Origin of the sequence: Bacillus sp. FSL R5-0820 (assembly GCF_038593385.1) — a bacterium.
Taxonomy (GTDB): domain Bacteria; phylum Bacillota; class Bacilli; order Bacillales; family Bacillaceae; genus Bacillus; species Bacillus altitudinis.
Map to the genome: position 1 here is coordinate 1,671,612 of NZ_CP151991.1, position 13,671 is coordinate 1,685,282.

Annotated in this window: 12 protein-coding genes; 10 read left to right on the top strand and 2 right to left on the bottom strand. The window is 39.1% G+C overall.

Annotation, left to right across the window (positions count from 1 at the left end; genetic code table 11):
• Positions 1 to 3 precede the first annotated feature (3 nt).
• From NST15_RS08465 to NST15_RS08495, 7 genes are all read left to right on the top strand, one after another.
• The gene (locus tag NST15_RS08465; protein ID WP_144716490.1) at positions 4 to 1,110 is read left to right on the top strand and encodes a DUF3578 domain-containing protein; all 1,107 of its coding nucleotides are present in this window, start codon (positions 4 to 6) and stop codon (positions 1,108 to 1,110) included.
• Positions 1,111 to 1,200: 90 nt separating this feature from the next.
• Positions 1,201 to 2,727, top strand: coding sequence for a tRNA (N6-isopentenyl adenosine(37)-C2)-methylthiotransferase MiaB (gene miaB, locus NST15_RS08470; RefSeq protein WP_007499471.1), 1,527 nt, complete (start codon positions 1,201 to 1,203; stop codon positions 2,725 to 2,727).
• 1 nt (position 2,728) lies between these two features.
• Complete coding sequence (locus NST15_RS08475) at positions 2,729 to 3,163, top strand: RicAFT regulatory complex protein RicA family protein (RefSeq protein WP_008344661.1); 435 nt, start codon at positions 2,729 to 2,731, stop codon at positions 3,161 to 3,163.
• Between the two features lie 248 nt (positions 3,164 to 3,411).
• Entirely contained in the window at positions 3,412 to 3,957 is a 546-nt protein-coding gene (cotE, locus tag NST15_RS08480; protein WP_007499466.1) for an outer spore coat protein CotE, read from the top strand.
• 124 nt (positions 3,958 to 4,081) lie between these two features.
• The gene (gene mutS, locus NST15_RS08485) at positions 4,082 to 6,658 is read left to right on the top strand and encodes a DNA mismatch repair protein MutS (protein WP_342499010.1); all 2,577 of its coding nucleotides are present in this window, start codon (positions 4,082 to 4,084) and stop codon (positions 6,656 to 6,658) included.
• Between the two features lie 22 nt (positions 6,659 to 6,680).
• A complete protein-coding gene (mutL, locus tag NST15_RS08490; protein WP_342499011.1) occupies positions 6,681 to 8,582 on the top strand; it encodes a DNA mismatch repair endonuclease MutL in 1,902 nt (633 codons plus the stop codon).
• A 205-nt stretch (positions 8,583 to 8,787) separates the two neighbouring features.
• On the top strand, positions 8,788 to 9,012 hold the full coding sequence (locus NST15_RS08495; protein ID WP_250026493.1) for a hypothetical protein: 225 nt from the start codon (positions 8,788 to 8,790) through the stop codon (positions 9,010 to 9,012).
• 90 nt (positions 9,013 to 9,102) lie between these two features.
• On the opposite strand, the gene bslA is transcribed toward NST15_RS08495, so the two are convergent.
• A complete protein-coding gene (bslA, locus tag NST15_RS08500; RefSeq protein ID WP_017359045.1) occupies positions 9,103 to 9,639 on the bottom strand; it encodes a biofilm surface layer hydrophobin BslA in 537 nt (178 codons plus the stop codon).
• A 125-nt stretch (positions 9,640 to 9,764) separates the two neighbouring features.
• The gene (locus tag NST15_RS08505) at positions 9,765 to 10,166 is read right to left on the bottom strand and encodes a hypothetical protein (RefSeq protein ID WP_035701075.1); all 402 of its coding nucleotides are present in this window, start codon (positions 10,164 to 10,166) and stop codon (positions 9,765 to 9,767) included.
• 588 nt (positions 10,167 to 10,754) lie between these two features.
• Between NST15_RS08505 and NST15_RS08510 the strand changes: the two genes are divergently transcribed.
• The 3 genes from NST15_RS08510 to NST15_RS08520 all read left to right on the top strand — a co-directional run bounded on the left by NST15_RS08510 (position 10,755) and on the right by NST15_RS08520 (position 13,605).
• Positions 10,755 to 11,228 carry a CarD family transcriptional regulator gene (locus tag NST15_RS08510; RefSeq protein WP_007499456.1) on the top strand — a complete coding sequence of 158 codons (474 nt, stop codon included), beginning with the start codon at positions 10,755 to 10,757 and terminating at the stop codon, positions 11,226 to 11,228.
• 314 nt (positions 11,229 to 11,542) lie between these two features.
• The gene (locus NST15_RS08515; RefSeq protein WP_008344021.1) at positions 11,543 to 12,292 is read left to right on the top strand and encodes a poly-gamma-glutamate hydrolase family protein; all 750 of its coding nucleotides are present in this window, start codon (positions 11,543 to 11,545) and stop codon (positions 12,290 to 12,292) included.
• Between the two features lie 164 nt (positions 12,293 to 12,456).
• A complete protein-coding gene (locus NST15_RS08520; RefSeq protein ID WP_019744195.1) occupies positions 12,457 to 13,605 on the top strand; it encodes a Rap family tetratricopeptide repeat protein in 1,149 nt (382 codons plus the stop codon).
• The last annotated feature ends 66 nt before the right edge of the window (positions 13,606 to 13,671 follow it).

Consider the following 13,671-nt stretch of genomic DNA (forward strand, 5'->3'; position numbering starts at 1 on the left):
CAAATGTTATTTAATAAAGAAGACTTTTATGAACAATTTTTAGATTATAAGAACAAAGGGAGAACAGATAAAAACCATCCTTTTCACAACATGTTTAATAAAGAAATCCCAAACAACATTCGTTATGAATTAGAAAAACGCCATATGAGGAATTTGGATAGGATCGATATTAAAGCTTCTACAGGAAATGGGAAAGTTGCAGAATGTTTTTGGATTGCACTTTTAGACAAGAGATTAACCACAAATCCTAATTCCCAAAAAACAACGACACAAAAAGGAATATTTATTGTTATTTTATTCGCTGAGAACGGGGAAGATTTTTATTTAACAATTGAAACTGGAACTGAAAATTTATCTCTATCTGAAATTAAGGAAGAGACAGCCATTTGGAGGGAAAGGCTACAGCCTGAATTAAAGCATCATAAAAGACTAGATGGCTTTCATATAGGTGATTTTCATTTAGGTAAATCATTAAGACCTAAAAAATATGTAGCAAGCTCATTGGTCTTTAAAAAGTATAATATTGATCATTTTGACCATCACCAATTAATACAAGATATCAATTCTTTAAATGAGTTTTTTTATGATTTTGTTTACGAAGTATATTTGGATCAGGACCTTATTCCAAAAGTGGAACATCAGAATAAATTTAAAAGAAAAAGAATCATTCATAGAGATGTTTATAAACAATTAAGAGAAGAAAGATCAAAGCAAAACGAAGAGACGGGTAGAATAGCAGAGCAATTTGTTTATCATAAGGAAGTAGAGCAATTAAAAGCAGTGGGAAGTGAACAATTAGCGGAAGCTGTCGTTTGGGTAGCTGAAACAGAAGATGGTCACGGATTTGATATCAAATCTTATTACCCCGATGGAAAAGAGAAGCTTATAGAAGTAAAAGGATCTAAACTGACTCACCATGACTTTCCATTCTTCTTATCTGAACAAGAAAGAATGGTAGCAGAAGAAGAAAAAGAATCATATGTAATTACTTTAGTTGAGAGTGTCGGTACACAGCAGATGAAGATTGTCAAAGAAATACAAAACCCTTTAGGAAAAGACGATCTCCATCTGAAGCCTACTCAATATTCATGTAAAATTCGTGTGGATTGAAAAGTGTGGACACATATGAATTTATTTTCAATTCACGACAAAATAGTCTATACTGTAGGGTGGAGCTTGGTTTGAAAGGAGTACAAATTCATGAATGAAGAGCAGAGAAAAGCGAGCGGACAAGTAAGTTCATCGGACAAAAAATCCGAGAAGGACTACAGCCAGTATTTTGAAGCTGTGTACATTCCGCCTTCCTTAAAAGATGCAAAAAAACGGGGTAAAGAAGAAGTCGAATACAATCAATTTCAAATTGACGAGCGTTTTCAAGGGTTAGGAAACGGCCGCAAGTTTTATATTCGCACATATGGCTGTCAAATGAATGAGCATGACACAGAAGTGATGGCTGGTATTTTTATGGCGCTTGGTTATGAACCAACAAATTCGACTGAAGATGCGAATGTCATCTTATTAAACACTTGTGCCATTCGTGAGAATGCAGAAAACAAAGTGTTTGGAGAGCTTGGTCATTTAAAAGCATTAAAGCGTGAAAAGCCAGATTTAATCTTAGGCGTCTGCGGATGCATGTCGCAAGAAGAATCGGTCGTTAACCGTATTTTAAAGAAACACCCATTTGTTGACTTGATTTTCGGTACCCACAACATTCACCGCCTGCCAGAGCTATTATCTGAATGCTACCTTTCAAAAGAAATGGTCATTGAGGTTTGGTCTAAAGAAGGCGATGTGATTGAAAATCTTCCGAGAGCCCGCCAAGGAAAAATTAAGGGCTGGGTGAATATTATGTACGGCTGTGATAAATTCTGTACATACTGTATCGTCCCTTACACGCGCGGTAAGGAAAGAAGCCGCCGTCCGGATGAAATTATTCAAGAGGTCAGACGCTTAGCAGCAGAAGGATATAAAGAAATTACCCTTCTTGGTCAAAACGTGAATGCGTATGGAAAAGATTTTGAAGACATGGAATATGGTCTTGGTCACCTAATGGATGAGCTGCGTAAAATCGATATTCCACGTATCCGTTTTACAACAAGCCACCCGCGTGACTTTGATGATCACTTAATTGAAGTGCTTGCCAAAGGCGGAAACCTTCTCGATCATATTCATTTGCCGGTTCAATCAGGAAGTTCTTCTGTGCTGAAACTCATGGCAAGAAAATACGACCGTGAACGTTACCTTGACCTAGTGCGTAAAATCAAAGAGGCAATGCCAAATGCTTCATTAACAACGGACATTATCGTTGGGTTCCCAAATGAAACAGATGAGCAGTTTGAAGAGACGCTTTCCCTCTATCGTGAGGTTGAGTTTGATGCGGCTTATACGTTCATTTACTCTCCAAGAGAAGGAACACCAGCAGCCAATATGAAAGACAACGTGCCAATGCGTGTCAAAAAAGAACGTCTGCAGCGCCTGAATGCACTCGTAAATGAAATTTCTGCGAAAAAAATGAAGGAATATGAAGGGCAGACTGTCGAAGTATTAGTAGAGGGTGAAAGTAAAAACAACCCTGAGATCCTAGCCGGATATACAAGTAAAAGCAAGCTTGTGAATTTTAAAGCACCAAAAGAAGCGATTGGCAACATCGTCAAAGTGAAAATCACACAAGCCAAAACTTGGTCTCTTGACGGAGAAATGGTTGGAGAAGCTATCGAGGTGAATTAAAATGACGCTTTATTCAAAGAAAGAGATTGTCGAGCGCGCAAGAGAGCTCGCAAAAATGATTTCTGAAACAGAAGAAGTTGATTTCTTCAAAAAAGCAGAAGCGCAAATCAATGAAAATACAAAAATTGCAGCGATCATTAATCAAATTAAGGCGCTTCAAAAGCAAGCTGTGAATTTAAAGCATTATGGCAAACATGAAGCCTTAAAACAAGTGGAAGAAAAAATTGATGCCCTGCAAGAAGAACTGGATGAGATCCCAGTGATTCAAGAATTCAAAGAATCACAAACAGAGGTTAATTCCCTGCTTCAGCTTGTAGCGCACACGATTTCTAATCAAGTAACGGATGAAATCATTCTTTCAACCGGCGGTGACCTCTTATTAGGAGAAACCGGTTCAAAAGTGAAAAACTCATCCCCAAGTTGCTCCATTAAATGAGAAAACCCCGCAGATGCGGGGTTTTTTGTTTTCTGATGTAAGAATTGCATACCTTCTTTCTCCTTCAGCTTCCATCAACCCCAATCTCTCACTCTCCAACTTTTCCAATTTTCAAGGCAAGTTTATGGGCGACCATGCATACACTGAAACAGAAATGAATTTAATTGAACATGAGACTCAAAATCGTGACACACTAGACGAATGCCCAGCATAAGATAAAACGATCAAGAACAAGGAGGCATGCCGGAATGTCTGAATACAGAGAAATTATTACAAAAGCGGTGGTTGCAAAAGGGAGGAAATTTACCCAAAGCACACACACCATTTCTCCATCGCAAAAACCAACCAGCATCCTAGGCGGTTGGATCATTAATCATAAGTATGATGCTGAAAAGGTCGGTAAAACAGTTGAGATTGAAGGTACATTTGATATTAACGTCTGGTATTCTTACGCAGACAACACGAAAACCGAAGTGGTCACAGAACGTGTAAAATATGTAGATATCATCAAACTGAGATATAAAGATAAAAACTTCCTTGATGATGAGCACGAAGTGATTGCGAAAGTCTTACAGCAGCCCAATTGCTTAGAAGTCACGATTTCTCCAAATGGCAATAAAATTGTCGTTCAAGCAGAGCGTGAATTCATTGCTGAAGTAGTAGGGGAAACCAAAATTGTTGTAGAAGTCAATTCAAGCTGGAAAGAAAAAGATGATCACGAATGGGAAGAAGAAGTGGATGAGGAATTAGAAGATATTCATCCAGAATTCCTCGCGGGTGATCCAGAAGAGTAATTGATGACTAGGGCGCATATCCCCCTAGTTTTTTTGTGCTTTGATCTAGGGAAAAAAGGTGAATTTTTATGCTATAATGAAAGATGGTATGAATTCGAAAGTAATATAGTGAGGGATTAGAAATATGGCAAGTTATACGCCCATGATACAGCAATATTTAAAGATCAAGGCAGATTACCAAGATGCCTTTTTATTTTTTCGCTTAGGCGATTTTTATGAAATGTTTTTTGATGATGCAAAAGAAGCAGCACAAGAATTAGAAATTACGTTAACAAGCAGGGATGGCGGGACGATTCCAATGTGTGGTGTTCCATATCATTCTGCGTCTGCATACATAGAACAACTGATAGAAAAAGGCTATAAAGTCGCCATTTGTGAGCAGGTGGAAGACCCTAAAACAGCAAAAGGTGTGGTCAAAAGAGAGGTCGTTCAACTGATTACACCAGGTACGGTCATGGACGGCAAAGGACTGAATGAAAACGAAAATAACTTTATCGCGTCTGTTTCCAGCTTTCAAAATGGCTACGGTCTTGCGCTTTCCGATTTATCAACAGGTGAAAACATGGCGGTTTTCATTGAACGGTTAGATGAAGTTGTGTCTGAAATTTATTCTGTCGGTGCAAAAGAGATTGTGGTATCAAAGCAGCTCGATGAAGAAACGGTGAAAACCCTGAAGGAACGCTGCCAAGCGACCATCTCATACGAAGATAGCGCTGAATTAATAGATGAAGCGGAACGACTCGTTGCTCATCTTGACGAACATCTAAAAAGAGCATTTTTAACACTCTATGCATACTTAAGAAGAACGCAAAAAAGGAGTCTTGATCATCTTCAGCAAGTTCAAGTGTTTCAGCTTGAACAAACGATGAAAATTGATCTTTACTCAAAGCGAAATCTTGAATTAACAGAAACCATCCGTTCAAAAAGCAAGAAGGGTTCTTTATTATGGCTCTTAGATGAAACAAAAACGGCAATGGGCGGAAGATTGCTGAAGCAATGGATCGATCGTCCGCTCATCCGCCTTTCACAAATCAAAGAACGCCAGGAAATGGTGCAAATTTTGATGGAACATTTCTTTGAGCGAGAGGATCTGCGAGAACGTTTAAAGCAAGTGTATGATCTTGAACGTCTAGCGGGCCGTGTGGCATTTGGAAATGTGAATGCCCGTGATCTCATTCAATTGAAAGAATCTCTCAAGCAAGTGCCGGCTATTAAAGAGCTTGTCCATTCTCTCCCGGAGGAAATGGCAAAATCTAGAGCAAATGACATTGACCCATGCGGTGATTTACTTAATTTATTAGAAGATGCTCTTTATGAGAATCCGCCGATGACGTTAAAAGAAGGCAATTTGATTAAAGACGGCTACAATGCAAAATTAGATGAATATCGTGATGCGAGCCGAAACGGGAAAGACTGGATCGCTCGTCTTGAACAGCAAGAAAGAGAATATACAGGCATTCGATCGTTGAAAGTCGGCTTTAATAAAGTGTTTGGCTACTATATCGAAGTGACCCGTGCCAATACGCATTTATTAGAAGAAGGCCGTTATGAAAGAAAACAAACCCTTGCCAATGCAGAGAGGTATATTACACCTGAATTGAAAGAAAAAGAAGCCCTTATTCTTGAGGCGGAATCAAATATTAGTGAATTGGAATATGAACTATTTTCTGCGCTTCGGGAACAAGTAAAAGCCTATATTCCTAGATTACAGTTGCTCGCAAAACAAATGAGTGAGCTTGATGCGCTGCAATGCTTTGCCACTGTGAGTGAAAAGCGGCGTTATGTTCGCCCTGAATTTTCATCAGATGAAGTGGAAGTCATTGATGGTCGTCATCCTGTTGTTGAAAAAGTGATGGATCATCAAGAGTATGTGCCGAATGACTGCCAAATGGGCAAAGGGAGACAAACCTTGCTCATTACTGGTCCGAATATGTCAGGGAAAAGCACATATATGAGACAAATGGCATTGATCTCGATTCTTGCGCAAATTGGCTGTTTTGTGCCAGCATCAAAGGCAACCCTTCCGATTTTTGATCAAATCTTTACACGCATTGGGGCGGCAGATGATTTGATTTCTGGTCAAAGTACTTTTATGGTAGAGATGCTCGAAGCAAAAAATGCAATGGTACACGCGACAAAGAACAGCTTGATTTTATTTGATGAAATTGGACGGGGGACAAGCACTTATGATGGAATGGCTCTTGCGCAGGCAATCATTGAATTTGTGCATGATCATATTGGTGCCAAAACCCTTTTCTCCACTCATTATCATGAACTGACGGTACTTGAATCCCAATTAAGCGAGCTGAAAAATGTCCACGTACGAGCTGAAGAGCATGAAGGGACAGTTGTTTTCTTACATCAAATCAAAGAAGGAGCAGCGGATAAAAGCTACGGCATCCATGTAGCGCAGCTTGCTGAACTGCCTGATGCGATCATTGATCGAGCCCAGACCATCTTAACGGAGCTTGAGAGCGGATCACATGAAGTCATTCCGCGCGTGTCTAAAGCCCCGAAAAAAGAAATGGCTGAGGAAAAACAGCAGCTTTCTTTCTTTGAAGTGGAAGAAAAACCGCAAACAAAACCTGTGCTGAAAAACAAAGATCAAACAGTGATCGAAGAATTGAAGTCATTTAATTTAATGGATATGACACCGCTTGAAGCGATGACAAAGCTATATGAATTGCAAAAGAAATTATAATGTAAGGTGAGGTGAGCAAGAAATGGCAAAGATTATTCAGTTATCCGATGACCTATCAAATAAAATTGCAGCTGGTGAAGTGGTCGAACGTCCGGCTTCTGTCGTGAAGGAGCTCGTGGAAAATGCGATCGATGCTAGTAGTACTGTCATTGAAATCGATGTAGAAGAAGCAGGACTTTCTTCTATTAGAATTATTGATAATGGGGTGGGAATCGATGCTGAAGATTGTAAGCTCGCCTTTCAGCGTCATGCGACGAGTAAAATCAAAGATGAAAATGATCTGTTTCGTGTCAGGACGCTCGGTTTCAGGGGGGAGGCGCTGCCAAGTATTGCCTCCGTCTCTCACTTAGAAATGAAGACAAGTACCGGTGAAGGTGCTGGAACACACTTAGCTCTCCAAGGCGGGAAGATCATTTCGGAGAAAAAAACCACTGGCCGTCGCGGCACCGAAATTGTGGTCACTAATTTATTTTATAATACGCCAGCCCGTCTAAAATACATGAAAACTGTTCATACGGAGCTTGGCAACATTTCTGATGTTGTGAACCGAATTGCACTTGCTCATCCAGAAGTGTCGATTCGTTTGCGACATCAAGGAAAAGTGCTGCTTCAAACAAATGGAAACGGAGATGTGCGGCATGTGCTTGCGGCCATTTATGGAACGGCAGTGGCCAAAAAAATGCTGCCACTACATGTACAATCACTTGATTTTGAAGTGAAAGGCTATATTTCCTTACCAGAAGTGACAAGGGCATCACGTAATTATATGTCTTCTGTTGTCAACGGCAGATATGTCAAGCATTTCCCGCTGGTGAAAGCCATTCATGAAGGATACCATACACTGCTTCCAATCGGACGCCATCCGATTACATTTATTGAGATGAAGATGGACCCCATTTTAGTCGATGTGAACGTACATCCTTCTAAACTTGAAGTCAGACTAAGTAAAGAGCAGGAACTTCATGAGTTGATCAAACAAGGGATTAAGGACGTCTTTCAAAAGCAACAGCTCATTCCAAGTGCTTCAGTGCCAAAAAAAGCACCAATGCCAGCAGTGAAAAATGAGCAGCAGTCTTTATCTTTTGATTCTAAACAAACAATGAAAAGCCGAATGGAAACACCTGTTTCCTATGAGCCGGACTCACTCGCATCGGCTGTATACGAGACCAGTCAGAACGACACATACGGGGTGCGTGAACCGGAAAGTACGGAAGCGACTTTACCAGCATCGTCTGAAGAAACGTTTGACCATGTATATGTAGAGGAATCTGCAGCTTCGCATGAACAACATGACGAAGTGATACTGGAAGAGAGTGCAGCCCAGCATCAGGCTGAAAGTGAACGTGTCCCTGTGATGTATCCGATTGGACAAATGCACGGAACGTATATTTTGGCTCAAAATGAACGCGGTCTTTATATCATCGATCAGCACGCTGCCCAAGAGCGAATCAAGTATGAGTACTTTCGTGAAAAGGTAGGAGACATTGAACAGGAAGTGCAAGAAATGCTTGTTCCATTAACCTTTCACTACTCAAAAAACGATATGTTGATTATTGAAGAGCATATCGATATTTTAGCAAAAGTAGGGGTCTTCTTAGAGCCATTCGGATCAGGCAGCTATATCGTTCGATCGCATCCGCAGTGGTTTCCTAAAGGGGAAGAGGCTGAACTCATCGAAGAAATCATTCAGCAAGTACTTGATGAAAAGCGTGTGGATATCAAGAAACTGAGAGAAGAAGCGGCGATCATGATGAGCTGTAAAGGCTCGATTAAAGCAAATCGTCATTTGCGTCACGATGAAATCAAAGCCTTATTAGATGAACTTCGCCAAACACAAGACCCATTTACATGTCCGCATGGCCGGCCGATTATGATTCATCATTCCACTTACGAAATGGAAAAAATGTTTAAACGGGTGATGTAGCAGGATTTTAGCTGGTGGGTGAATCGGTTTGCCCACCAATTAATTTTTCAATCCGATAGTCTGTTTCGTGTTGTTGTGATGTGAAGATAAACACCCGCTGTCATGTTGTAAGGATAACCCCCTTTCCTCAAATGGATAGGGGTTTTTGTTATTTGGTTATACGATTAGGTGAAGCGTGATGTGATTTTAAAAAGGAGAGAATATGATGACATTCAAAAAAGCGTTCAATATAGGTTACTTTGTTTTGCTTTTATCTTTTTTTGTCGTATATTTTTTGCTTCCAGTCGATCAACTATTTACCGCAATGATGATCCTAACATTACTATTTGGCGTATATCAATTTGTGATTTTTAAAAAACTAAAAGAGCAAAAATACAATAAAAAACGCCATATATGGGTTTGCCAACTAAATGATGACAGACCATCATGAGATATGGTGTAACAATTATATAAAATGCAGTAAGCACAGCGGCAATAGTTGTGATGAATGAGAAAAAGCGCTCTAAGAGCGCTTTTTTGTTTAGCATCCGCAAGGATTTGGCGGTGTGACGACAACTGGCCGTTTATTAATATCAATCGTATCCTCTGCATAAAATGTGGAACCAATGCTGATCGCACGATTTTCTGCGCGGAACGTATATGTACCTGCAGCAGGAAGTACTTTATGAGAAAGTTGTAATGTATATTGGGAACTTCCGAATAAATCGAAACGAGCTGGAATGCGGACAGTTTTTCCGTTGTTCAAAATGTAACTGTCTTTTAATGCTTTTCCGTTGATAATATCCTTTGTTGTGGCTTGAAAACCTGCTGGTAAAGTAAATTCAACTGCACCAATACTAAGAACAGAATTTGGACGGTAAGTCAGGTCAATGTCAGAAAAAGACCATTCCTGTTTACTTGCTCCTGTGATTTTTGCATAAAGTGCAGCTGGTCGTGCATTTGTTGAAGCTTTGCCTTCCTCTGTTTTAGCCCCTTCAGCTGATGCGGCTAGCGGTACTGAGAGTGCCATGACCAATGTAAGCATCCCCATCATAATGATTGTCCATGTTTTCTTCATTTCTTCCTTCCCCCTTGGTTGATTATAGGTAAATAATAGATGATTACATCCATTATTTACCTATAAGATTACCATATTCATATATGTCATTAAATGGTATTTTATACCCTTATTTTGCTTGTTTTTTAGTAATAACGGGGTAGGAATGCATTTGGTTGGTTCATTCCGTAAGCATTTCCTGTCATATGATGATTTGCCGGCATCATCATCTGCATATCATGATAGCCATATGGCTGGTAGGGAGCCATACCATAATTGCCGTAGTGACCGAAGTGATGGTGATCGTTCATCTGTACATTTGAATAGGGTTCATACTGCTTCATAAAAGGGGAATAGGCTGAATGATGATGCGGATGGTGTCCGCTATAAGCATCTTTTTTACCGGTATGATAATGATTTGGCATATTCATAGCGTCATGCATGTTTGGTGCGATCATATGCTCATGATTGGCTGTATACACATTTTCAAACGTGTGATAGGGATTTCCTTGATGGTAATGGTTGGTTTGGTTATTCATATTGTTCATTTTGTATCTCATCCTTTTTTTCAGGTTGCCATATCTTATGAACTGCACCTGTTTCATGAGCCTATCCATATGAAAGAAAAGAACAACATGCAACAAAAAACCGGCTTTTCAGCCGGGAAAACAAAAGCAGGTGAAGCGTCAAGCACTAAAATGAGAAGCTATGTCTTTTTCTGCGACGCTTCTTACATCTGCTACAGACACTTTTAGGAAAATAATGGGGATCGTAGCTTCTTGACGTATCCCAAAAATCGCTCTCAAACCAATCATCTTTTTTATGATAAGACTTCTTTTTTTCACACGGCTCAATATGGTGATGATCGTCATGCTTTTTATAGCATTTTGAGTGGGAATGTTTGCTCTTGCATTTGCACATTGTCATCCCTCCTAAATGTGACTCAATGCTAGTATATGCAAGAAAGGTGTACGAGGACTGGATGGTGGCGCTCCTTTTGTAAAAAAAGGCTAATTCTTTAAAAACTCAAATAAAAAGAATTGACTAGTGCTAAATTAACATGATAAAATATAAATTTTTATCCTCTGCTGAAATGTGTTATAATGATATTGTGAATACTTTCGGAGGTGGCGGATTTGTTTCAAATAGGTGATAAAATTGTTTATCCAATGCATGGAGCCGGTGTGATTGAAGGAATGGAAGAAAAAGAGATTTTAGGTAAGACGCAGGAATATTTTCTGATTCAAATGCCGAATATGCAGATGATGGTCCCAAAAGGCAGAATCAATCAACTAGGTATACGTCCGGTAGCTGATCAAGCTACGCTGAAAGTTGTGATGAACAATTTTGCAGAAGAAACAAACGACGACACGCTTACTTGGAAGCAAAGATATGATGAAAATCTGAAAAAGCTAAAAACAGGTTCGATTGAAGATGGCGCAGACGTTGTCAAAGATCTGATGAGACGTAATCAGAAAAAAGCCTTAAATTCTAGTGAAAAGAAGATGCTTGAAGATGCACGGGGCATGTTAGTGAGCGAAATTTCACTTGCACAAGGCATGTCGCAAGATGAAGTGCTGACAGCATTAGAGAATGAATTAAGAGTTTAATGCTGGATATACAGAGACTGGCTGTAAACAGAAGGAGATATTCCTTTTGTTTACAGCTTTTTTATTTGAAAAAAGATGAAAATTCCCAATTTTGTAGGTGTTTTTGACTAAAACTAAAATGAGGTCATAGGATTTAGTTTTTACTTACACATGAACCGTTTGAAAGAAGCCGAAAATACCTAGGGCAACATAAAAAAACAGGTAACTTCTCCTGATTCATGAAAAGGAGCCGGACATTCTTTGAATTCTTTTGGCGATTGATAGTAAAATAATGCGATAAGATGACATCGAAGAGAATGAAAAGGAGCGGTGAAATGAAAAGACTACTCATAAGTGGATTCATCTTTCTCATCCTGTGTGCTCTTTTAATGGTGAAATGCAGCCATTCTATCCAAGAAAATAAAGAGCAAAAACAACATCATGAAGAAGTAGAAAAGTATAAGAAAGAGCGAAAAAAAGGGGATCAATATGAAAGTTTTAAACAGCTTATACGGCATGAAAGAGACGGCTATGAGATAGAGTTTCATGAAAAAGGGGGAAGTGACTTACTTGTCTTTTCTCCTCATGGCGGCGAAATTGAACCAGGAACAAGTGAAATTGTAGAAGCATTTGAAAAGAAGTACTCTACGTATTTATTTGAAGGGACAAAACAAGACAACAATCGAGACTTGCATATCACTAGTACAAAATTCGATGAACCGATTTTGGTTCAAATGATTAAAACATATCCCTTTTCTATATCAATCCACGGCTATAAAAGTGATAGAAGACATACACTTGTGGGCGGGACAAACGAAAAAATGCAAGAAGCGGTTGTGCGAGAACTAAAAGACCGGGGCTTCTCCGCAGAGCTCGTGCAAAAAGGCGAGCGCCTCTCTGGAACGGATCCAAACAACATTAATAATCAAAATGCCAGTGGCGAAAGTGTCCAGTTAGAAATTAGTACGGCGCAGAGAAAAGCCTTTTTTGACAACTTTGATACGAGAAAAGGAAAGAAAAAAGCATTTAGTCGCTATGTCAGTGGTTTAAAAGAAGTGCTTAGAGAATTCGACCCTTCTTCGTAGAAAAAGGTTTTGATGGGCAAAAGTACTCTCTTTAAACTTGGTAAAAAAGATAGAAATGTGCAAAATCAACATAAAATATGAAATAAATGACAATTTGCCTTAAAATCATAAATTATGTAAAATAATAGTTATCAGTTTGATATGATAGAATGGGGCTGAAGTGGATGGCACACAAAATACCATCTTCCGAAGTAGGTGTAAAAATCAATCAATGGTACACACATATTTGCAAATTTGAAGTCGATCAGGCAAACGATATGAAGCGCCTTGTTGAAGAAGACATTCATGAGATGGAAGAAGATCAAGATTTATTACTCTATTATTCTCTCATGGATTTTCGCCATCAAATGATGCTTCAGCACTTAACGCCAGTCCATGCAGGGAATGAATCGCTTCAAGCGGTTTCTTTTCCAAAAGAAATTGAAGATGCAGAAGATGAGATGACGGGTTTATTGGGTTATTACTTTCATTTTTTTCATGGAATGTATGCATTTACCCAGCACCGGTATATCGAAGCCATTTCCTATTATAAGCATGCGGAACATCAGCTGATCTTAGTGACAGATGAGATCGAAAAAGCGGAATTTTATTATAAAATTGCTGAAGTATACTATCATATGAAACAAACCTATTTTTCTATGCATTATGCGAAAAAAGCGAGAGACATCTATAAGAAACATCAGCTTTATGGAAAAAGAAGCATTCAATGCGATTTTGTGATGGCAGGTAATTGGATTGATGTAAGTCAGCATCAAAAAGCGCTCCCTTATTTAGAAAAAGCTTTAAAAGTGTGTGAAGCAATGGAAAGAAAAGAATGCACATCTTATTTTAAGGCGATGGCCCTCAATAACTTAGGAACTTGTCATTATAGTATGGGAACCTACCATACAGCGACTGTCTTCTTTGAACAAGCCATTTCACTTTATCAAAAAGATCAAGCTGCAATGATGATCAAATCATTGTTTTCACTGGCTCTTACTTGTTTTAAACTCGAAGATATGGAGCGAGCGAGTGAGGCTATAAAGGAAGGCATGAATCAGGCCTCTATATTGGGAGATGAAATTTATCAATTGAAATTCCAATTTTTACAGGCACTCTATATAGAAACAGACAGCTGGGAACAATTGAGGTCAGCCCTTTTGGGACTACGAAACAAAAAAATGTTTGCTGATTTAGAGGAATTGGCACTTGATGCGGCTAATTATTATAAGGAACGCGACATGTACAAGGAATCTTCCACTTTTTTTGAAATTGTGATCGAAGCGCGTACGCACATTCAAAAAGGAGATGAGATGTATGAGAACGAAGCATAACATGTCAGCTGCTCAAGTAGAAGAAAGACTTCACACATAAAAACAGATAAAACAACACCCTTTACG

What these genes read in the sequence shown, in the direction of transcription:
- NST15_RS08495 (WP_250026493.1), top strand. Translation starts at nt 8,788, where the DNA reads ATGACATTCAAAAAAGCGTTCAATATAGGTTACTTTGTTTTGCTTTTA.
- NST15_RS08465 (WP_144716490.1), top strand. Translation starts at nt 4, where the DNA reads ATGTTATTTAATAAAGAAGACTTTTATGAACAATTTTTAGATTATAAG.
- cotE (WP_007499466.1), top strand. Translation starts at nt 3,412, where the DNA reads ATGTCTGAATACAGAGAAATTATTACAAAAGCGGTGGTTGCAAAAGGG.
- NST15_RS08515 (WP_008344021.1), top strand. Translation starts at nt 11,543, where the DNA reads ATGAAAAGACTACTCATAAGTGGATTCATCTTTCTCATCCTGTGTGCT.
- NST15_RS08505 (WP_035701075.1), bottom strand. Translation starts at nt 10,166, where the DNA reads ATGAACAATATGAATAACCAAACCAACCATTACCATCAAGGAAATCCC.
- bslA (WP_017359045.1), bottom strand. Translation starts at nt 9,639, where the DNA reads ATGAAGAAAACATGGACAATCATTATGATGGGGATGCTTACATTGGTC.
- miaB (WP_007499471.1), top strand. Translation starts at nt 1,201, where the DNA reads ATGAATGAAGAGCAGAGAAAAGCGAGCGGACAAGTAAGTTCATCGGAC.
- NST15_RS08520 (WP_019744195.1), top strand. Translation starts at nt 12,457, where the DNA reads ATGGCACACAAAATACCATCTTCCGAAGTAGGTGTAAAAATCAATCAA.
- mutL (WP_342499011.1), top strand. Translation starts at nt 6,681, where the DNA reads ATGGCAAAGATTATTCAGTTATCCGATGACCTATCAAATAAAATTGCA.
- mutS (WP_342499010.1), top strand. Translation starts at nt 4,082, where the DNA reads ATGGCAAGTTATACGCCCATGATACAGCAATATTTAAAGATCAAGGCA.
- NST15_RS08475 (WP_008344661.1), top strand. Translation starts at nt 2,729, where the DNA reads ATGACGCTTTATTCAAAGAAAGAGATTGTCGAGCGCGCAAGAGAGCTC.